Origin of the sequence: Duganella sp. 1224 (assembly GCF_013408245.1) — a bacterium.
Lineage (GTDB): Bacteria > Pseudomonadota > Gammaproteobacteria > Burkholderiales > Burkholderiaceae_D > Rugamonas.
In genome coordinates this window covers 882,147-902,220 of record NZ_JACBYS010000001.1, presented here as the reverse complement: position 1 = coordinate 902,220, position 20,074 = coordinate 882,147, and the positions used below count along the sequence as shown (strand labels likewise).

Below are 20,074 nucleotides of genomic sequence, written 5' to 3'. Positions count from 1 at the left end.
CATGACCCCGCGCGACGACAAGCAAACTTTAACCCAAGGCGTGTCTGGCCCCTCCTGGTACGCGCAACTGCGGCCGGAGGGGAAACGGGCGTATATCGCCGCATTCGGCGGCTGGGTGGCCGATGCGTTTGACTTCATGGTGTTCAGCTTCGTCCTGGCGACGTTGCTGGAACTGTGGCACCTGGATCGCGGCCAGGCGGGCTTGCTCGGCACGGTGACGCTGCTCTGTTCCTCGCTGGGCGGATGGATCGCCGGCGTGCTGGCGGATCGGTACGGGCGCGTGAAAGTCTTGCAGGGCACGATCCTGTGGTTCTCGTTCAGCACACTCGCGATCGGCTTCGCGCAGAATTTCGAGCAGGTCTTCGTTCTGCGCGCCTTGCAAGGACTGGGTTTTGGTGGCGAGTGGGCGGTGGGCGCGGTGCTGGTGGGCGAAATCGTCGCGCCGGCGCATCGGGGCAAGGCCGTCGGGCTGGTGCAAAGCGGGTGGGCGATTGGCTGGGGATGCGCGGCCATCTTCTACAGCGTCGCGTTTTCCCTTCTGCCCGAGGCGCTGGCCTGGCGCAGCCTGTTCTGGATCAGCATCTTGCCCGCCTTTCTGGTGTTGTACATCCGCCGGTATGTGCCGGAGCCGGAGGTCTTCATCCAAGCGCATGCGGTCGGCAAGCAGGATGCCAAACGGCCGTCGCTCTGGGCGATTTTTTCCCCGCCCTTGTTGCGCAGAACCGTGCTCGCGTCGCTGCTGTGCACCGGCATCCAGGGCGGCTACTATGCGATGTTCACCTGGCTGCCAACGGTGCTCAAGCTCGAACGCCATCTGTCCGTGCTCAACACGGGCGCCTACCTGCTCGTGATCATCGTGGGATCGTTCTGCGGCTACCTGGTGGGCGCTTTCCTTGCCGACTATCTGGGACGGCGGCTCAACTTCATGCTGTTTGCGCTGCTGTCACTGGTTTCTGTCTGCCTGTATCTGAATCTGCCACTGTCCAACAGCCAGATGCTCTGGCTCGGATTTCCGCTCGGCTTCGCGTCGTGCGGCATCTTCAGCGGAGTCGGCGCGTACCTGACCGAGCTGTACCCATCGGAACTGCGCGCGACCGGGCAAAGCTTTACCTATAACTTTGGGCGCGGCATCGGCGCGCTGTTTCCCGCCCTTGTCGGCGTACTTAGTCATGTAGTCGGTATGTCGGCCGGCATCGCGATCTTTTCGGGCACGGCATATGCGGTCGTATTTTTGACGGTGCTGCTGCTGCCAGAGACCAAAGGCGCCAGGCTTTGACATGGTTGCGCGCCGGCGCAGCGCCGTGCGTGCAAGCACCGGCTGGCCGCTTCCGACTGCGAGCGAAAGACTAGGCCGCGTCCTGCCGCAGTTGCGGCAGCGAGGCCATCAGATCGGCGAAGCGCTGCCCCTGGATCATGACGTGCTCGCGCAGCAGCTGGGCGGCGCGGTCGCCGTCGCCGTCGAGGATGGCCTGGACCACGCCGTCGTGCTCGTTATACGAATTGGCCACGCGGTTGCGCACGCGCAGCTGCAGCCGGCGGTAAGGACGCAGGCGGCGGTATAGCGCACGCGTCTGCTCGATCAGGAACTGGTTGTGGCTGCCGGCGTAGATCGCCTCATGGAAGCGTTCGTTCTTGTAATAGTAGGTGTCCGGCTCCTGCGCCTCGACCGCCTCCTGGCATGCCTGGTGCGCCGCCAGCAGCGCCTGCTGCTCCTCCGGCGTCATGCGGCGCGCGGCAAGGCGGCCGCAGGTCGCCTCCAGTTCCGACATCACCTCAAACATCTCCACCAACTGCTGCGGCCCCAGTTCGGCCACGATGGCGCCGCGCCGCGGGCGGATCACCACCAATCCCATCGACGCCAGCTGGATCAGCGTCTCGCGGATTGGCGTGCGCGACACGCCAAAGCGCGTGGCCAGTTCGGTCTCGTCCAGATGCTGGCCGGGCTTGAGCTCGGCGACGGCGATCATCTCTTCTATCTGTTCACGAAGGGTGGCGGAATGCGTAGTCATGAAGCGCATTATATCGCTTGACTCTGTATTCGCAAGTGCTATTCTTGTATACATAAAAAACTCGATTGCATATCGAATGCGATAACGATAATATTTCCGTACATCAACCCTTGGAGGACGTATGACTGTTACCACCCGCAGGTCCGCGATGGCATCCCTTGCAGCACTGGCAGCCAGCCCCTTGTTGTTGCAACCCGCCTGGGCCCAGACCGCGCTCAAGCTGTCCCACCAGTTCCCCGGCGGCACCATCGACGCCGGCGATTTCCGCGACCGCCTGGCCCGCATGTTTGCCGCCGAAGTGGAAAAACGCTCCAAGGGCGCGCTCAAGTTCGCCATCTATCCCGGCTCGTCGCTGATGAAGACCAACGCCCAGTTCGCGGCCATGCGCAAGGGCGCGCTGGACCTGTCGCTGGTGCCGCTGTCCTACGCCGGCGGCGAGGTGCCGGAAGTGAATATCGGCCTGATGCCGGGCCTGGTCACCTCCTACGAGCAGGCCTACGGCTGGAAGAATGCGGAAGTCGGCAAGGAGCTGGCGCGCATCCTGTACGACAAGGGCATCGTCATGGTCAGCTGGATCTGGCAGGGCGGCGGCATGGCCTCGCGCGCCAAGCCGGTGGTGGAGCCGGACGACGCCAAGGGCATGAAGATCCGCGGCGGCTCGCGCGAGATGGACCTGATGCTGAAGGCGGCCGGCGCCGCCGTGGTCACGCTGCCGTCCAACGAAATCTACGCGGCCATGCAGACCGGCGCCATGGAGGCGGCGCTGACCTCCTCCACCTCGCTGATCTCGTTCCGCCTGGAGGAGGTATCCAAAGGGCTGACCACCGCGCGCGCCGGCTCCTACTGGTTCATGCTGGAACCGCTGATGATGTCGCGCGCCGTGTTCGACAAGCTGCCGAAGGACCAGCAGCAACTGATCCTCACCGTGGGCGCCGAGCTGGAAGCGTTCGCGCTCAAGTCGTCGAAGGAGGACGACCAGCAAGTGGCCGCCGTGTACCAGAAAGTGGGCGCCAAGGTGGTCGACATGAATCCGGCCGCGCTGAAGAAATGGCAGACCATCGCCCGCGCCACCGCATGGAAGGACTACAGCGAGAAGAACGCCAGCTGTGCCAACCTGCTCAAACTGGCGGAGAAGACGCTGTGAGCCACGGCGTAGACATCGCGCCACCGCGCGGCCCCGCGCCGCCGGACAACGCCGTCATCGCGGCGCTGACGGCGGCGCTGGACAAGGTCAATCGCGGGCTGATGGTGCTGTCCATGTTCGCGCTGGTGCTGACGGCGCTGGTGCTGACCTACTCGGTGGTGTCGCGCTACTTCTTCCAGGCGCCTACCGACTGGCAGGATGAGGCTTCGGTATTCATGCTGGTGGGCGTGACCTTCTTCACCACCGCCTTCGTCCAGCACCATCGCGGCCATATCGGCATCGAGGCGGTGGCCGGCCTGCTGCCGCGCCGCGTGAACGCGGTGCGGCTGTTCATCGTCGATCTGGCCTCGCTGCTGTTCGTCGCCTTCTTCACGTGGAAATCGTGGCTGCTGTTCCATGAGGCCTGGGTCGATGGCCAGACCACCTCGTCGACCTTTGCGCCGCCGCTGTGGATCCCCTACTCCATGATGGCCGCCGGCATGACGCTGCTGTCGCTGCAGCTGCTGCTGCAAACCCTGGCCCGCCTCACCAACAAACCGGAGCGTGCAGCATGAGTGAACTGACCCTGGGCGCGCTGTACGGCGCCGTCACGCTGGTGGTGATGTTCTCCGGGATGCCGATCGCGTTCGCGCTGGGCATCGTGGCCACCGGCTTTATGTACTTCTTCATGCCGGCATCGTCGCTGGACACCATCACCCAGAACGTGTACGAAGAAATGGCGTCGATCACGCTGCTGTCGATTCCCCTGTTCATCCTGAAGGGGGCGGCCATCGGCAAATCACCCGCCGGCCGCGACCTGTACTCGGCCATCCACACGTGGATGCACAAGATCCCCGGTGGCCTCGGCATCGCCAACGTGTTTGCCTGCGCGCTGTTCGCGGCCATGGCCGGCTCCTCGCCGGCCACCTGCTCGGCGATTGGCTCAGCCGGCATTCCGGAGATGCGCAAGCGCGGCTACTCGCCGGGCTTCGCTGCCGGCATCATCGCCGCCGGTGGCACGCTGGGCATCCTGCTGCCGCCGTCGATCACCATGATCCTGTACGCGGTGGCAGCAGAGCAGTCGCTGGGCCGCCTGTTCCTGGCCGGGATCGGCCCCGGCATCCTGCTGGTGGTGCTGTTCGCCGGCTACGCCGTCTACCGCGCGCGCAAGGAGTACCGCATGGCGCTGGACGCCTACCAGAAGGGAGGCGAGAAGTCCGCCTATCTGGAGGATGAGCACTTTACCCTCAAAGAGAAGGTCGAAATGCTGCCGCGCGTGCTACCCTTCATCGTGCTGCTGATCGGCGTGATGGTGGCGCTGTATGGCGGCTTTGCCACGCCGTCCGAAACCGCCGGCCTGGGCGCGCTGCTGGCGCTGGCCCTGCTGGCCTGCATCTACGGCGTATGGAAGCCGAAAGACCTGTCGCCTATCCTCGGCTCGTCGATCAAGGAATCGACCATGCTGTTGCTGATCATCGGCATGTCGCTGCTGTATTCCTACGTGATGAGCTACCTGCACATCAGCCAGTCGGCTGCAGCGTGGGTGGTCAGCCTGCACCTGTCCAAGTGGGTGCTGCTGGCGGTGATCCTGTTCATGGTGATCGTGTTCGGCTTCTTCTTGCCGCCGGTGTCGATCATCCTGATGACGGCGCCGATCATCCTGCCGCCATTGCGCGAAGCCGGCTTTGACCTGATCTGGTTCGGCATCGTGATGACGGTGGTGATGGAGATGGGCCTGATCCACCCGCCGGTGGGCCTGAATATTTTCGTTATCAAGAACATCGCGCCGGACATTCCGTTGAAGGATGTGATCTGGGGCGTGTTCCCCTTCCTGTTGCTGATGGTGCTGGCGGTGCTGCTGCTGTGCGTCTTCCCATCGATTGCAACCGGCCTGCCTGACATGATTATGGGAGCAAAATAAAATGTCCTGGAACACCTTGCAGCAAAATCGCGATGCGCGATTGCAGCGCGCCCGCGCGGCGCTGGGCAATGCGTTGGATGGCAAAAGCCTGCCGCCGGCGCGCATCGCCGATCTGCTGCATGCGGTTGTCGAATGCGGCGACCGCGTGTGCCTCGAAGGGAACAACCAGAAGCAGGCCGACTTCCTCGGCCATGCGCTGGCCAACCTGAATCCGGAGCGCGTCAACCATCTGCACATGCTGCAGTCGGTGCTGGCGCTGCCGGAGCACCTGGACGTCTTCGAGCGCGGCGTCGCTTCGCGGCTGGACTTTTCGTTCTCCGGCCCGCAGGCGGCGCGGGTGGCGCGGCTGGCTTCCGCCGGCAAGCTGAATATCGGCGCCATCCACACCTACCTGGAGCTGTTCAGCCGCTACTTCGTCGACTTGCCGCCGCGCGTATGCCTGATCGCGGCCGAAGCGGCAGACCGGGACGGCAATCTGTACACCGGCCCGAATACCGAGGACACGCCGGCCATCGTCGAGGCGACGGCGTTCAAACAGGGCATCGTCATCGTCCAGGTGAACAAGCTGGTGGACAAGGTGCCGCGCGTCGACGTGCCGGGCGACTGGGTGGACTTCGTGGTGCAGTCGCCGCGCCCCTACTACATCGAGCCGCTGTTCACGCGCGACCCGGCGCAGATTTCGGAAATCCAGGTGCTGATGGCGATGATGGCCATCAAGGGCATTTACGCCGAGTACGAAGTGCAGCGGCTGAATCACGGCATCGGCTTCGACACCGCCGCCATCGAATTGCTGCTGCCGACCTACGCGGAGTCGCTCGGCCTGCGCGGCAAGATCGGCATGCACTGGGCGCTGAATCCGCACCCGGCGCTGATTCCGGCGATCGAGGCGGGCTTTGTGACATCGATCCATTCGTTCGGCTCGGAGCTGGGCATGGAGGACTATATCCACGCGCGTCCCGACGTGTTTGCGATCGGCCCGGACGGCAGCATGCGTAGCAACCGCGCCATGTGCCAGGCCGCCGGCCACTATGCCTGCGACATGTTCATCGGCTCGACGCTGCAGATCGATTTGCAGGGCAATTCATCCACCGCAACCGCCGGCCGCATCTCCGGCTTTGGCGGCGCGTCGAACATGGGTGCGGACGCGCGCGGACGCCGTCACGCCAGCCCGGCGTGGCTCAAGGCCGGCGAACAGGCGCGTGCCGGCCGCAACACCATCCCGCGCGGCCAGAAGCTGGTGGTGCAGATGGTGGAAACCTTCCGCGAGCATATGCAGCCGGCCTTCGTCGAAAAGCTGGACGCGTGGACGCTGATGGAACAGGCCAAGATGGCCATTCCGCCGGTGATGATCTACGGCGACGACGTGACCCACATCCTGACCGAGGAAGGCATCGCCAACCTGCTGCTGTGCCGTACCGACGAGGAGCGCGAGCAGGCGATACGCGGCGTGGCCGGCTACACGCCGGTGGGTCTGGGCCGCGACAAGCGCATGGTGGAGAACCTGCGCGACCGCGGCATCATCACCCGCGCCGAGGACCTGGGCATCGACAAGCGCCTGGCCACGCGCGACCTGCTGGCCGCGCGCAACATGAAAGACCTGGTGCGCGCATCGGGCGGTTTGTACAACCCGCCCAAGCGTTTCCGCAACTGGTAAAGGAGCACACCGATGGAAACCCTGAACTACCGTTTTGAACAAGGCACCCGCCGCCTGACCGCACGCCCCGAAGTGGTGGGCGTGGTCGGCTCGGGCAACCTGGAGGTGCTGATCGAGCCGGCGGCGCTGGACGGCGCCTGCAGCATCGAGATCACCACCGCCGCCGTCGGCTTCGGCCCGATCTGGGAGGCGGTGATGCGCGACTTCCACCAGCGCTGGCTGCTGGCCGACACCCGCATTTCCATCAACGACATGGGCGCCACGCCTGCCGTGGTCAGCCTGCGCATGGACCAGGCGGTGCAGACCATGCTGGGAGGTGCAGCATGAGCCGCCCTGTCAGCTACCAGGAAGCCACCGCGCGCGAGCGCTTGCAGCAGCTGTTCGACGCCGGCAGCTTCGCGGAATTTCTGCCGCCGTCCGAACGCATCACCAGCCCGCACCTGCCGCAGCTGAACGCGCCGGTGGCATTTGATGACGGCGTGGCGGTCGGCCGCGCGCTGCTGGGCGGCGTGCCGGTGTATGTGGGGGCACAGGAAGGCGCCTTCATGGGCGGCGCGGTCGGCGAGGTGCATGGCGCCAAGCTGGTGGGGCTGCTGCGCAAGGCGGTGGCGGACAAGGTGGCGGCCGTGGTGTTGCTGGTGGAATCGGGCGGCGTACGTCTGCACGAGGCCAATGCCGGCCTGATCGCCGTCTCGGAAGTGATGCGCGCCCTGCTGGACGCGCGCGACGCCGGGGTGGCGGTGATCGCGCTGGTGGGCGGCGCCAATGGCGCATTCGGCGGCATGGGCATCGTCACGCGTTGCGCCAATACCGTCATCATGTCGGAGGAAGGACGATTGGCGATGTCCGGCCCGGAGGTGATCGAAACGGCCAATGGCGTGGAGGAATTCGACTCGCGCGACCGCGCGCTGGTGTGGCGCACCACCGGCGGCAAGCACCGCTATCTGCTGGGCGATTGCCAGCGCATCGTGGGCGATGACGTGGCGGCGTTCCGCGCTGCGGCTCAGGAGGCGGTGGCGGCGCTGGCTGGCGGCGCCACCGGCTTGTCACTGGAGGCGCTGGAGGCCGAGCAGCAGTTGCTGGCCGCGCGACTGAACAATTATGGCGCCCTGCCCGATCCGGTCGATATCTGGAGCGCGATGCGGATGCCGGATGCGGCCAATATTCCGATGCTGGATGTGGACAGCTTTATCGCGGCGGCGGCATCGCACCGCCAGGGAGGTTGAGATGGATTGGAAAAAACTGGCGGCGGCGCTGTTCCCGGAGGGCCACGGCATCGTTGAACACAATGAGTTCCTGAGCGGCGAGGCGCAGGTGGATGGTCAGACCGTCGCGGTGATCGGCACCACCGGCCACACGCCGATCGGCATCGAGATCGCGCTGGCGCAGGCGCAGGCGATTCTGCGCACGGTGCGCGAGGCGCCGGGCCGGCCGATATTGATGCTGATCGATACGCAGGGCCAGCGCTTGCGCCACCGCGACGAGATGTTGGGCATTAACAGCTACATGGCGCACCTGGGCAAGTGCGTGGATCTGGCGCGGCGCAAGGGGCACAAGATCATCGGCCTGGTGTACGACCAGGCGCTGTCGGGCGGCTTTATTACCAGCGGCTTGATGGCGGATGCCTGCCACGCGCTGCCGGATGCCACCATCCGCGTCATGGGCTTGCCGGCGATGGCGCGCATTACCAAGGTGCCGGAGGAGCAGTTGACCGAGCTGGCCAAGAGCAATCCGGTGTTTGCGCCGGGGCCTGAAAATTATCTGCGCATGGGCGGGCTGGAGTCGATCTGGGACGGCGATCTGGCCGCGCATCTGAAGGCGGCGCTGGCGCAGCCGGTAACGGGCGATCAGCGCAGCGCGCTGGGTTTGCAGCGTGGCGGACGGCGGTTGGCGCAGCCGGTAATTGATGCTGTGGTGTCGGGCGGTCATGTCCATCGTGCCTGAACAACTTGAGCGGCATACGCTGGTATGGCTGACCGCTGCCGGTTGGCACGCCGCGATTGGCGCCGCGCGCAGTGAGCACAAGACAGCCCTGCAGCTATGGGAGAGCCAGGACTGGCCGCTGGTGGCGCGTCGGCTGGATGCGGACGCCAGCGACGATGAGGTCTGCCTTGGCCTGCCGCTGCCGCCGGACGATGCCGGCATCAAGGTGCGGATTGCGCTGCGCGCGCATATGGCTAATGTATGCAGGGTTGCGCCGGCCCTGCCTTTACGTGAGGCTGCGGCGGTGTGCGCTGGCGTGGCGGCGTTGCAGGACGATGCTGGCGGTTTGCCGTTGCGGGTGTTTGGGTCGGTGGCCATGCAGGCCTTGACCGGCCTGCGGTATGTAACGGCGAGGTCGGATGTGGATGTGCTGTTCGCACCATCCAGCCGGCGGCAGCTGGAAGATGGTGTGGCGCTGCTGGCGCGTCACGACGAGCGTCTGGCGCTGGATGGGGAGATCGTGTTCCCCGGCGGCGCGGCGGTGTCGTGGAAGGAGTGGCGGATGGCGATGGCGCATCCGGCCAAGGTGCTGGTGAAGGATTTGCGGTCGGTGCGGTTGGCCGACACGGCGTCGCTGCTGGCGACGCTGAAGGCGGCATGATGCGGGCGGTGGATCCGCGCCTCGTGGGCGTGCGCTTGATGGACGCAGGCTTGGTGGACGTGGGCCTGGTGAACGTGCGCTCGTCGGGCGGCGCCGCGGCGCGGCCTGCGGCGGCGGCGCGGATGCCGCGTCGGCTCGGGCATGGCGAGCAGGTCGCGTTCGCGCGGGAGGTGGCGCGGCTGGCGGTGCGCAGTTTGCATGCGGAGTTGTGTCTGTATCCGAAGCCGGGGCTGGTGTCACCGGTGGATAGCGGCAGCCACGAAGATATGGACGCGGAGACGTTCATGCGCAGCATGTTCGCGCTGCGCCACTATTTTAAGAAAATCTGTCTGGCAGGACTGGATGATGCACCGTTCGCGCGGCTGAAGGCATTGGGCATCGCTGCGGAGGCGGCGATGCTGCGGGCCACGCGCGGCGTCAACACGCATCGTGGCGCCATTTTCAGCCTTGGCATGCTGTGCGCCACCGCCGGCCGCGCCCGCGCGCAAGGCACGCCCCTCACGCCCGCCGCCCTTCGCGCCGCGATGCTGATCCGCTGGGGCGAAGAACTCGCCATGCACGCCGCCCCCGAGCGCCGCCCGGTCGCCGGCGCCGCCGATGCGGTGCCGGTCGGTCGCGCAGAGGGGGCGGACGGTGGCACGTCGGCGCCGGTCGGCTGCGCGGAGGGGGCGGACCGCGGCACGTTGGTGCCGGTCGGTCGCGCGGAGGGGACGGAAGGTGGCACGTTGGTGCCGGCGGGCGGTGGGGTGGCGGCGTTGAGTAATGGTTTGCGTGTTGCGGCGCGGTATGCGGTGAGCGGCGCGCGAGAAGAAGGAGCCTTGGGATTGCCGTCGGTGTTCGAGGTCGGCCTCCCTGCCCTGCTGGCCGCGCGGGCGCGCGGGGCGTCGATCACGGAGCAGCGCGTGGAGACGCTCTACACGCTGATGGCGCACGTCAGCGACAGCAATGTCTATCACCGCGCCGGCCCGCAAGGCGCGCAGATCGTGCGCGACCATGCCGGGCGTTTCCTGGCACTGGGCGGCACCCGCAACCCGAACTGGCACGCGGACGCCATCGCCAGCCACAAGGTATTCATGCTACACCGCCTGTCGCCCGGAGGCGCGGCGGATTTGCTGGCCGCCTGCTGCTTCGTCCAATCGCTGGCCGCGCTGGGGGCCAAATGAGCCGCGCGCGCCTGCTGCTGCTGTGCCCCGGCCAGGGCGATCAGCACGACGGCATGTTCGATCTGGCCCGCACCAACGCAACAGCCAGCGCACTGATCGACCACCTGCTCGCCGGACAGCCGTCTGGCAGCGACATCTTCGCCAACCGCATCGCCCAACCGCTCATCGTCACCGCCACGCTGGGCATGTGGGAAGCAGTACGCGACTTCGCGCCGCCGCCCGCGCTGGTGGCCGGCTACAGCATCGGCGAACTGTCCGCCTACGCCGTGGCCGGCGCCATCACGCCCGAACAAGCTGTCACGCTGGCGGCACAGCGCGCACAATGGATGGACGATTGCCAGCAAGCCAATCCCGGACAGGCACTGGTCAGCATCACCGGCCTGGTGCTGCCCCAAGCCACCACGCTGGCGGCGGCACATGGCTACCATATCAGCATCGAAACCGGCGACGATACCTGCATCACCGGCGGCCCGGCTGCTCAGGCGGACGCGCTGCTGCAAGCCATCGAAACAGCCGGCGCACGCGGCAAACGCCTCCCGGTGGCCGTGGCCTCGCACACGCCCTACATGCAAGGCGCCGTGGCGCCGCTGACCCAGGCGCTAAGGGCAACACCATTCCGGCCGCCGCAGACGCCGGTGCTGGCCGGCATCGACGCATCGGCCGTACACGACCACGCACGCGCGGTGGAAACGCTGTCGCGCCAGGTGGCGGAACCGATCCGCTGGCTGGCCTGCATGGACGCCGCCGCCGAAGCCGGCATCACCGTGGCGCTGGAACTCGGGCCCGGCGGCGCCCTGTCGCGCATGCTGCAACACCGTCATCCGCACATCGCCACCCGCTCGGTGGCCGACTTCCGCACGCTGGACGGCATCCGCAAATGGCTGGCGCGCGCGGCCGAGGACTGATCGACGGCCGCGATCAACGATCAGCGATCAGCGATTGTGCTGCGTCGCCCAGGCGAGAATGTTCTGCGCGTCCATGGCGCCCGGCTGGCGTGCCACCTCGCGCCCGCCCTTGAACAACGCCAGCGTCGGGATACTGCGAATCGCATAGCGCGCCGCCAGATCCTGCGCCTGCTCGGTATCCACCTTCACCACGCGGAACTGCGGCTCCAGCCGCTGCGTGGCCTGGGCGTAGAACGGCGCCATCGTGCGGCACGGGCCGCACCACGGCGCCCAGAAGTCCACCAGCACCGGAATATCGCTACGTTCGATATGTTTGAGGAAGCGCGCACTGCTCAGGTCCACCGGCTGGCCGGTAAACAGCGCCTTGGCGCATTTGCCGCACACCGGCTCGGCCGCCAGCTTGGCGGCAGGCACGCGGTTGACCGCATCGCAATGCGGACAGACTATATGCAGCGACTCGGGCTGCGCATTCGTGGATGGGTTCATGTGTCATCTCCTGCTACGAGCTGAGCATGATAATCCAACGACGAAAAAAATGCCGCGACCCGCGAAGAACGCGCGCGCGGCAAATAGGGCTGACGCTGTTATCGGTGGAGATCAGGTCTCTTTGCGAGCGCCAGTCTGCTTGCTGCTCTGGGCGGCAGCTTGGGCCGCGGTTTGGGCCTGTGTGGCCTGTCCTGGCAGATTGCCGCCATCACGGCCTTCGGCACCGCTATGGCCGTTTTGCGCGGCCCGGCCGTCGTTGCCGCGCGCCTGGCTGGCGCCGTCGGTGCGGAACGGATCGGTGAATTTATTCACCGCGTCCTGGTGATTGCGCAGGGTCTTTTCAGTTTCTTCCGACGTCACGCGCGCCACCTCGTCAGCCAGGGCCTTGGCGGTGCGGCTGGTTTCCTGCACATGCTCTTCGGCCACCTTGGACAGGTCCACATGCGTGTCGGCGGCGATGCGCGACAGGTGTTGCTGGTAGGCGCGCAGCTTCTCGGCGGCTGGCTGAGCGTGCGCGGCAGCCGCGGCCAGCGCCTCGGTCGGGCGATGGGCGGTGATGACCTGTTGGCCGGCCTGCGTGGTTTCTTCCAACAGGGTCTGCGCCAGTTGGATGTTCAGGTCGCTATATTGCTGAACGGTGTGGAAAAGGGACTTGGACATGTCGTTGAAGAACGACAATTGCGCCTCCAGATGGTTTTTGGCTGCAGGGGTAACGGTTTGGGAAAATGGGTACATAGATGCCTCGTTGAGTTGTTCAGCGCCGCGACATGCAGCGCGAACATCAAGGCTACGTTAGCCCGGTTTGCCACGTTTGATCTGGATCAAACGTGGCCTACTTCCGCCGCGATTGCGCCACCCAGCCGGCGCCCAGCAAAGCCACGGCCGCCAACAGGTAGCCGAGCACCGACGGCACGCTGGCGACACCGTTGAAACCGGCCACGTCCAGGGCGGGCACCGAACGCACCTGCGTCGTCACGTACATGCCGAACAGGAACAGCGCCAGGAACAGGCGCGCGGTCCGGCTCATGCCGCCCAGCACGATTGCTGCCGCCGACAGCGCCGCCACCCCGCTCAACAGGGCGGCCGCGCGCAGCGGCGCCGTGGCCGTCCAGCGCAGCAGCACCGGCGCGGTAAACACCAGCGCCAGCAGCACGGCGGCCAGCCATTGCGCGACATAGGCGCGCAGCCGCCCGCCCGGCGCCGCCGCGTTCAAGGCGTCGACGTCGTGCTGGATGTCGCGCACGCTGATTTCGCTGGCTAGAATGCCCCAGGTGGTGACTGCGCCGATCAGCACCGCGCCCAGTTGCGCGCTGCCGGCCACGCAGCCGAGCACCAGCCACACCAGCGCCACCGCCAGCGCTGCCGGATTGGTGGCCAGCAACAGCGCCAGCAGGGCCAGCGCGTGGCCGACAAGGCCGGGCACGCGGGCCGCCAGCGCCAGCAGCGGCCGCGCCAGCCGCGCGCACGGACGCAACCAGCCATTCAACAGCGCCAGCGGCGACCAGTCGCGCCGGCCGGCGCGGGCCTTCACGCGGTCCGGCGAAAAACGATGAAACAGCAGCAGCGCCGGCAGCAGCGGAACCAACGCCAGCGCGGCGCTGCCGGCGCGGGTCCAGGCGGTTTGCGCGCTCCACAGATGGTCCGGCAGCGTGACCGCGGCCATGGCCGGATTGAAGGTGCCGCCGCCGATGATCAGGCCCTTGGAGGGCAGCACCTGCTGCACCGCGCCGATAATCGCGCCAATGCCGGAAAAGTCCAGCAACAGCAAGGCGCTCCAGCCAGTGTGGCCGATGGTGGCGGCCGCGCCCACGCTCAGTTGCGCGATCCACACCAGGAAATACAGCACGTCGCCGCCCTTGCCCATCAGCGGCGGCCAGGCGTCGAACAGCAGCACCGCGCTGGCCGTGAAGAACACCAGCGGCAGCAGCACCAGCGCGTAGGTCTGCAGGTAGATCCCGATCTGAATCGGCCCTTCGCCGCGCAGCAGATGCAGCACCAGCATGGTCGCCAGGAAGATCAGCAGCAACCCGCACAGATAGGCGACGTTGCCCAGCCAGCGGCCCAGCAGAAACACGCCAGAGCCGAGCGGCGTGGCGGCCAGCACGGCGCCAATGCCGCTGCGGACATCCTCCCCCATGCGGCCGCGCGCCAGATAGAAGCCGGCCAGGCCGAAAAACAGGCCGGTGAGCGCGGCGCTGCCCATCGCCAGGCAGCTGCTGGTGTAGGCGACGCGGGCGTCGTCGCTGACGATCATCGCCTGGTTGCGCGCCGGATCGCCGACCATCAGCCAGGTGAGCACGATCAGCGCCAGCACCGCCGCCAACGTGCCGGCGCGGCGCATGCGCAGGCGTACCTCGGTCAGCAACAGCAACCGGAGGGCGTGGCCGGCCAGCGGCATGGCGGCGGCGCTCATACCACCAGCTGCGCGGTGTCGCGCACGGCGTAGCGTTGCGCCATCAGCGCTTCTTCCAGCGTCGGCTCGGCCGGCACGGCGCCGGCCAGCGGCTTCGAGGGATGAGCGATGCGCAGCGTGATGCCGTCCGCGTGGCGCTGCGCCTGCAGCACTTGCACCTGCGCGCGCAGCGCTTCGTAGTCCTCGGTCGGCACGGTGACCGACCATACCTGGTGACGGGCGCGCTGCACGAAACTGTCCGGCGTGTCGCAGGCCACCAGCCGCCCCTGATTCATGATGACCAGCCGGCCGGCCATGTTTTCGATGTCGGAGACAATGTGGGTGGACACCATCACCAGCTTGCGGAAGCCGATTTCCGACAGCAGATGGCGGAAGCGCAGCCGCTCTTCCGGATCGAGTCCGGCGGTCGGTTCGTCAACGATCAGCACATCGGGATCGTTGAGCAGCGCCTGGGCGATGCCAAGCCGGCGCTTCATGCCGCCCGAGAAGCCGGCCGCCTGGCGGTCCGCGTGGTCGTGCAGGTTGACCAGTTCCAGCAGGCGGCGGATGCGGGCCGGGTCGCGCACGCCTTTCAGCGCGGCGAAGTACTGCATGAATTCCAGCGCGCTCAGATTCGGATAGACGCCAAAGTCCTGCGGCAGAAAGCCAAGCCGCGTGCGCATGGCGTCGGGCTTTTTCACGATATCGACGCCGTCCAGCAGGATCTCGCCGCTGGTGGGCCGGGCGATGGTGGCGATCATCTGCATCAGCGTGGTCTTGCCGGCGCCGTTATGGCCGATCAGGCCGACCACGCCGGCCGGCAGCGACAGACTGACGCCGTCCACCGCGCGCACATTCTTCCCATAGGTCTTGACGACATTGCGTAGTTCGAGCATGGCACTCCTGAAATGAACACGGGGCCGTGCCGGCCCCGCAAGCTGAAGATTTATTCTACCTTGCAATTTAATCAGCTTAAGCGCTTTGCGCGGAATATTTACAACAGGAAGGCGCCTGTTTTTTCATCAGCGCGTGCAGGGCGGGCCACAACCGTGTACACTGACGACTATTGCTTAAGGGAAATTCCATGACCATCGCCGCACTCAGCTCGGGAGTCACAGGTCTTAACGCCGCCGAACGCGCGTTGGGCAATAGCGCGCACGCGATCGCCAACATTGGCACGCAGGGTTTCCAGCCATCGCAGGCGACGTTTGCCGAGAGCGCGCCGGCCGGCAGCGGCGTGTCGCTGTCGATACGCGGCCAGCAGTTGTCGCAGGCCGACGCGCCGAGCGCCACCAACCTGGCCACGGAAACCACCAATTCGCTGGTCTACAAGGCGCAATTCGACCTCTCGGCCAAGGTGGTGCAGGCGGCCGACCAGAATCTGGGCACGCTGATCGACATCAAGGCTTGATCGCCGCCGGCCGTTTCGGCCACAATGCGCGGTGATGAATACCCTGAATACCACGCGACTCCTCGCTGAACTGCCTTCCCGTCTCTCCGCCATCCCGCGCCGCTGGGCAGCACGGACGCCACACGCCCATGCGCTGCATGACGGTACGCGCCACTGGACCTATGCCGAACTGGCGGCCGCCATCGATGACGCGGCGGCCATGCTGCGCGCCTGGCAGTTGCGGCCCGGCGACCGGCTGGCGGTGGTGGGCGAGAACTGCGTGGCGCAGGTGGTGCTGAGTTTTGCCGCCGCCGACATCGATGCGTGGATTGTGCATATCAACGGCCGCCTGACCGCGCGCGAAGTCGACGCCGTGCTGGCACACAGCGGCGCCCGGCGCGCGATCTATCTGGCCACGCCAGCCTCGCCCGAAACAGCCGCCCACGCGACGCGGGCGGCGAACACGCAGCTTGCGGCGGTTCCCGAGGCGGCGGCCCATGCAACAGATGCGGCGGCACCCGGGGCGGCGTCCCAGGCGACAGGCGAGGCGGCAGCGATGTCGGTGAAAACGCCGCTGGGGCTATGGCTGGTCGGGCCGTTGAACGCGGACTGCGCGCCGGAGCCGGTGCATGCGTCAGGCGAGCAGCAGGTCGCCGCCCTGCTCTACACCACCGGCACCACCGGCAATCCCAAGGGCGTGATGCTCACGCACCGCAATCTGCTATTCATCGCCGCCGTATCCAGCACGCTGCGCGGACTGACGCCAGCCGACCGCGCCTACGGCGTGCTGCCGATCACCCACGTCTACGGTCTGACCTCGGTCATGCTGGGCACCCTCTACGCGGGCGCCTGCCTGTACCTGTGCCCGCGCTTCACGGTGGACGGCCTGCTGGCGGCGCTGCGCGACCACCGTCTGACCATCGTGCAGGGCGTGCCGGCCATGTACGCGCGGCTGCTGGAAAAGCTAGGCACAACGCGCCTCCACACGCACCTGCGCTTCGCCTACGCCGGCGGCTCGCCGCTGCCGCCATCGCTGAAGGCGCAAGTGGAGCAGCTGCTTGGCCTGCCGCTACACAACGGCTACGGCCTGACCGAAACCTCGCCCACCGTCAGCCAGACCCGCCTGGACCAGCCGCGCGACGACACCTCGGTCGGCCACGCGATCCCTGGCATCGAGGTGCGCGTGGCGGCCGCCGAGGACGGCATTGGCGAACTATGGGTGCGCGGCCCCAATGTCATGCACGGCTACTACCGCGACCCGGGCCTGACCGCCGCGGTGCTGACCGCCGATGGCTGGCTGAATACCGGCGACATGGCGCGCCAGGCCGACGACGGCGCGCTGTTCATCGTCGGCCGCACCAAGGAGCTGATCATCCGGTCCGGCTTCAATATCTATCCACTGGAAGTGGAGACGGTGCTGAACGCCCATCCGGCCGTCACCCAGTCGGCGGTGGTAGGCCGGCCGGCGGACGATGGCGACGAGCAGGTGTTGGCCTTCGTGGAACTCGACCCGCGCCATCCGGTGACGATGGAGGCGCTGCACCAGTACCTGCGCGACCAGCTGGCGCCGTACAAGCGCCCGGCGCGCATCATCGCCATGGACGCGTTGCCGGCGGCAGCGTCGGGCAAAATCCTCAAGTCGCGCCTGGCCTAAACCGCCGTCGTTCCGGCGCAGGCCGGAACCCATAGAACCTCGGCATACCGTGCATGGATTCCGGCCTGCGCCGGAATGACGAATTACGCGCCAGCTCAATCACGGATGCGCTGCGAAAAATCAGCCGCATCACCGGCGGCGCGGGCGCGCGCCGTGATGTGGGCCCGCTGGCGCAGCGCATCAAAGCCGCCCTGTCCCTGCAACGCCCCCAGATCATACAGATAGCGATCCAGATAGCCCGAGGCCAACAAGCGCCAGTCCAGCGGCAGGCCGGGCTGAATGCGGCGCGCCATCTGGTAGATGATGGTGGTGCAGTTGCCGGTCAGCGTGTTGTAGAAGCGCGGCGCGCGACGCAGTTGCTCGCCCTCGTCCAGATAAGCCAGGAACAGGGAGCGCATCATCTCCGGCGGCATCTTCAGCCGATACAGCCACATATCCTCGCCGCGCGCATTCGTGCGCACGCGCAGGATGTCGCGCTCGTCGGCGGCGATCAGCACCGTCTCGTAGCGCTTGAAGAAGCCCGCCAGCGCGTCGAAGCTCTCGCCGCGTTCCTTGCGGATCTCAATCGAAAAGGTCAGATAGCGGCCGTCGGCAAAGCCGAACGACACCAGCGTGTGGGCGATGGCGGGCCCCATCCAGTAAGACAGCGCCACATCGACCGAGCGCAGTTGACGCAGGTCGTACTGGCGCCGCTCCCAGCGCACCTTGTAGTCGGTGTCGCTGCGCCAGTCGAAGTTGCGCACCGGGTCGAGCGTGACGATGTCGCCATCCACGGTGCCGGTGACCATGCGGGCCACGTCGTCGGCCCACACGCGGTCGTGCGACGGCTTGATGGTGCTCCACCACGCCATCATCGCCAGCAGCAGCGCCAGCCAGATGGCGGGCGGCAGCCAGCTGCGCCGCCACAGAAAGATCAGCGCGGCCACGCTGAGGATGGCCCAGCCGCCCAGCGCCAGCTGGCGGACTATGGGGGCGGCGGGCAACTGGAACCAGAGCGCGCCGGCGCCCCATGCCGCCAGCGCGGCCAGCAACAGGGAGGCAATCAGCATGGCGGCGAATATCAGGATGCGTTTGGTCATGCCCCCGATTATGCGGCCTAATCCTCCTTGTCGTCGACTCCGCTGGCGCACCCGATCTGGACGCAGATCAGTTTTACTGCAATACTCAGCACCACGCCGACTATTCCGAGCACTTCCAACATGGCAGTTCCGTTAATGAAGAAGAGACGCTTCACTGTAACGGCCAGGCCGGATTTGATCCAATATCAAAAACGGCGGCCATCTATCTCGAAACGGCATAACCGTGATTTCGCTCAAACAGTTTAAATATTTTATCGAGATCGTCGAAGCGGGCAGTTACTCGCGGGCGGCGGAAAAGCTGTACATCGCACAGTCGGCGCTAAGCCGGCAAATCAAGGAGCTGGAGGACGCGCTGCAAACGCCGCTGCTGACGCGCGACGCGCGCCAGTTCGAGCTGACGCCGGCCGGCCAGCTGTTCTTCGAGCGCGGCAAGCGCATTCTGGAGGATATCGAGGATACGCTGGTGCAGGCGCGCCACGTGGGCCAGGGCGCGCGGGGCGTGATCCGTTTGCAGCATTCCAGTTCGGTGATCCTGACGCCGCGCATCAGCCAGGCGCTGGCGCGGGCGCTGGAGGCGCATCCGGGCGTGACGCTGGATGTGTCGATGCTGCCGTCCGAGAACCAGACGCTGGAAATCGAGGAAGGCCGCGCCGACATTGGTCTGCTGCGGCTGCCGACGCTGCGCCGCCATCCGCATATTCAGGTGCGCGAGATCGGCAGCGAGCGATTGATGGTGGCGGTGTCGCGCCAGTCGTCGTTGGCCGCGCGCGACAATGTGGCGCTGGCGGAGTTGCGCGACGAGGCGTTCATCTCCATTCCGCACAAGGACCGTGGCGGGCTCAGTTACCTGGTGGCCCATCTCTGCCTGCAGCAAGGCTTCTTTCCGCGGCCGGCGCGGGCGTTGTCGCGCAAGTCGTCGCAACTGAGCCTGATTGAGGCCGGGCTGGGGATCGCGATCGTGCCGGAGTGTATGCAGCTAATGGCGCCCGCCGGCGTGCGCTTCGTCACGCTGGCGCACGGCGTACTGCTGACCAGCGTGGGGTTGGCCACGCGGCGCGAGGCCGATCCGCTGGTGGCGGCATTTGCCGAAACGCTGCTTGCGGCGCTGGCGGCCAGCGCCTAACCCGCACGGCGGCACACAGGGGTCTGACCCCGTACGGGGTCAGACCCCATCGCCTGGGGTTGACTGTGCGGCTCAATCGTCTTTCTTTTTGAGGATGGTGATGCTGCCGTCGGCCTCAAGGAAAATGCAGCGGGCTTCGCTCAGTTCCACGTCGGCTTCGCGCAGCGCCTGGTGGACGTCGCTTTCGGCGATGCGGCACTTTTTCAACACCTGGTGGAAGATGCGGCCGTCGCGGCCGAGCAGCACGCTGTCGCCGTCGATCAGCGTGGCCAGCTTGCGGCTATGCGACGAGATGTACGCCATGGTCATGTTCAGCGCGATCAGCGTGCACGCCAGCAGCAGGCCACCGGCCACCGAGTCGTCGCCGCCGGACAGCGAATTGGACACCGCCTCGCTGAGCAGCATCACCACCAGCAGGTCGAACGGCGTGAACTGTCCCACCGTGCGTTTGCCGGACACGCGCACCAGCACCAGCAGCGCGCAATACACGATCACGCCACGCAGGATGAATTCCCACCATGGCAAGCTCATATCGAACATGCAGCCTCCTTGCGTGAGGCTTGAGGGTAGCGCCAATGGTACTCCGCAGTA

At 66.4% G+C, this 20,074-nt stretch carries 21 protein-coding genes; 14 read left to right on the top strand and 7 right to left on the bottom strand.

Annotated elements, in window-relative coordinates; all coding sequences use genetic code 11:
* Position 1 precedes the first annotated feature (1 nt).
* On the top strand, positions 2-1,276 hold the full coding sequence (locus tag FHW58_RS04110; protein WP_179671777.1) for an MFS transporter: 1,275 nt from the start codon (positions 2-4) through the stop codon (positions 1,274-1,276).
* 70 nt (positions 1,277-1,346) lie between these two features.
* On the opposite strand, the gene FHW58_RS04105 is transcribed toward FHW58_RS04110, so the two are convergent.
* Positions 1,347-2,009, bottom strand: a complete 663-nt coding sequence (locus FHW58_RS04105; protein ID WP_179671776.1) for a GntR family transcriptional regulator — start codon at positions 2,007-2,009, stop codon at positions 1,347-1,349.
* A gap of 121 nt (positions 2,010-2,130) precedes the next feature.
* Between FHW58_RS04105 and dctP the strand changes: the two genes are divergently transcribed.
* From dctP to FHW58_RS04055, 10 genes are all read left to right on the top strand, one after another.
* The gene (dctP, locus tag FHW58_RS04100; RefSeq protein ID WP_179671775.1) at positions 2,131-3,153 is read left to right on the top strand and encodes a TRAP transporter substrate-binding protein DctP; all 1,023 of its coding nucleotides are present in this window, start codon (positions 2,131-2,133) and stop codon (positions 3,151-3,153) included.
* On the top strand, positions 3,150-3,707 hold the full coding sequence (locus FHW58_RS04095; protein ID WP_373996624.1) for a TRAP transporter small permease: 558 nt from the start codon (positions 3,150-3,152) through the stop codon (positions 3,705-3,707). The genes dctP and FHW58_RS04095 overlap by 4 nt, the downstream gene beginning before the upstream one ends.
* A complete protein-coding gene (locus tag FHW58_RS04090; RefSeq protein WP_179671773.1) occupies positions 3,704-5,053 on the top strand; it encodes a TRAP transporter large permease in 1,350 nt (449 codons plus the stop codon). The genes FHW58_RS04095 and FHW58_RS04090 overlap by 4 nt, the downstream gene beginning before the upstream one ends.
* Before the next feature lies 1 nt (position 5,054).
* Entirely contained in the window at positions 5,055-6,707 is a 1,653-nt protein-coding gene (mdcA, locus tag FHW58_RS04085) for a malonate decarboxylase subunit alpha (protein WP_179671772.1), read from the top strand.
* A 12-nt stretch (positions 6,708-6,719) separates the two neighbouring features.
* Complete coding sequence (mdcC, locus tag FHW58_RS04080) at positions 6,720-7,034, top strand: malonate decarboxylase acyl carrier protein (protein ID WP_179671771.1); 315 nt, start codon at positions 6,720-6,722, stop codon at positions 7,032-7,034.
* Positions 7,031-7,933 (top strand): biotin-independent malonate decarboxylase subunit beta, encoded by a 903-nt coding sequence (locus FHW58_RS04075; protein ID WP_179671770.1) that lies wholly within the window; start codon positions 7,031-7,033, stop codon positions 7,931-7,933. Before mdcC ends, FHW58_RS04075 begins: the two co-directional genes overlap by 4 nt.
* 1 nt (position 7,934) lies before the next feature.
* Entirely contained in the window at positions 7,935-8,651 is a 717-nt protein-coding gene (gene mdcE, locus FHW58_RS04070) for a biotin-independent malonate decarboxylase subunit gamma (protein WP_179671769.1), read from the top strand.
* Complete coding sequence (gene mdcG, locus FHW58_RS04065) at positions 8,635-9,291, top strand: malonate decarboxylase holo-[acyl-carrier-protein] synthase (RefSeq protein WP_179671768.1); 657 nt, start codon at positions 8,635-8,637, stop codon at positions 9,289-9,291. The genes mdcE and mdcG overlap by 17 nt, the downstream gene beginning before the upstream one ends.
* Positions 9,292-9,413: 122 nt before the next feature.
* A complete protein-coding gene (locus tag FHW58_RS04060) occupies positions 9,414-10,454 on the top strand; it encodes a triphosphoribosyl-dephospho-CoA synthase (protein ID WP_229265170.1) in 1,041 nt (346 codons plus the stop codon).
* Positions 10,451-11,359: an ACP S-malonyltransferase gene (locus FHW58_RS04055; RefSeq protein ID WP_179671766.1), complete on the top strand. Its 909-nt coding sequence runs from the start codon at positions 10,451-10,453 to the stop codon at positions 11,357-11,359. Before FHW58_RS04060 ends, FHW58_RS04055 begins: the two co-directional genes overlap by 4 nt.
* Before the next feature lie 27 nt (positions 11,360-11,386).
* On the opposite strand, the gene trxC is transcribed toward FHW58_RS04055, so the two are convergent.
* The 4 genes from trxC to FHW58_RS04035 form a co-directional block, all read right to left on the bottom strand.
* Positions 11,387-11,845 (bottom strand): thioredoxin TrxC, encoded by a 459-nt coding sequence (gene trxC / locus FHW58_RS04050; protein WP_179671765.1) that lies wholly within the window; start codon positions 11,843-11,845, stop codon positions 11,387-11,389.
* A 111-nt stretch (positions 11,846-11,956) separates the two neighbouring features.
* Positions 11,957-12,580: a TIGR01841 family phasin gene (gene phaP, locus FHW58_RS04045; RefSeq protein WP_179671764.1), complete on the bottom strand. Its 624-nt coding sequence runs from the start codon at positions 12,578-12,580 to the stop codon at positions 11,957-11,959.
* Between the two features lie 97 nt (positions 12,581-12,677).
* A complete protein-coding gene (locus FHW58_RS04040) occupies positions 12,678-14,258 on the bottom strand; it encodes a hypothetical protein (protein WP_229265044.1) in 1,581 nt (526 codons plus the stop codon).
* Positions 14,255-15,133, bottom strand: a complete 879-nt coding sequence (locus FHW58_RS04035; RefSeq protein WP_179671763.1) for an ABC transporter ATP-binding protein — start codon at positions 15,131-15,133, stop codon at positions 14,255-14,257. Before FHW58_RS04035 ends, FHW58_RS04040 begins: the two co-directional genes overlap by 4 nt.
* Before the next feature lie 188 nt (positions 15,134-15,321).
* On the opposite strand from FHW58_RS04035, the gene FHW58_RS04030 reads away from it, so the two are divergent.
* Together FHW58_RS04030 and FHW58_RS04025 are read left to right on the top strand one after the other, a co-directional pair.
* Positions 15,322-15,648, top strand: coding sequence for a flagellar basal body rod C-terminal domain-containing protein (locus FHW58_RS04030; protein ID WP_179671762.1), 327 nt, complete (start codon positions 15,322-15,324; stop codon positions 15,646-15,648).
* Positions 15,649-15,682: 34 nt separating this feature from the next.
* The gene (locus FHW58_RS04025; protein ID WP_179671761.1) at positions 15,683-17,281 is read left to right on the top strand and encodes a class I adenylate-forming enzyme family protein; all 1,599 of its coding nucleotides are present in this window, start codon (positions 15,683-15,685) and stop codon (positions 17,279-17,281) included.
* Between the two features lie 95 nt (positions 17,282-17,376).
* Here FHW58_RS04025 and FHW58_RS04020 read toward each other — a convergent pair whose 3' ends face one another.
* A complete protein-coding gene (locus FHW58_RS04020; RefSeq protein ID WP_179671760.1) occupies positions 17,377-18,360 on the bottom strand; it encodes a DUF4105 domain-containing protein in 984 nt (327 codons plus the stop codon).
* 223 nt (positions 18,361-18,583) lie between these two features.
* Between FHW58_RS04020 and FHW58_RS04015 the strand changes: the two genes are divergently transcribed.
* A complete protein-coding gene (locus FHW58_RS04015) occupies positions 18,584-19,483 on the top strand; it encodes a LysR substrate-binding domain-containing protein (RefSeq protein ID WP_179671759.1) in 900 nt (299 codons plus the stop codon).
* A gap of 72 nt (positions 19,484-19,555) precedes the next feature.
* Here FHW58_RS04015 and FHW58_RS04010 read toward each other — a convergent pair whose 3' ends face one another.
* Complete coding sequence (locus FHW58_RS04010) at positions 19,556-20,023, bottom strand: DUF421 domain-containing protein (protein WP_179671758.1); 468 nt, start codon at positions 20,021-20,023, stop codon at positions 19,556-19,558.
* Positions 20,024-20,074: the final 51 nt, after the last annotated feature.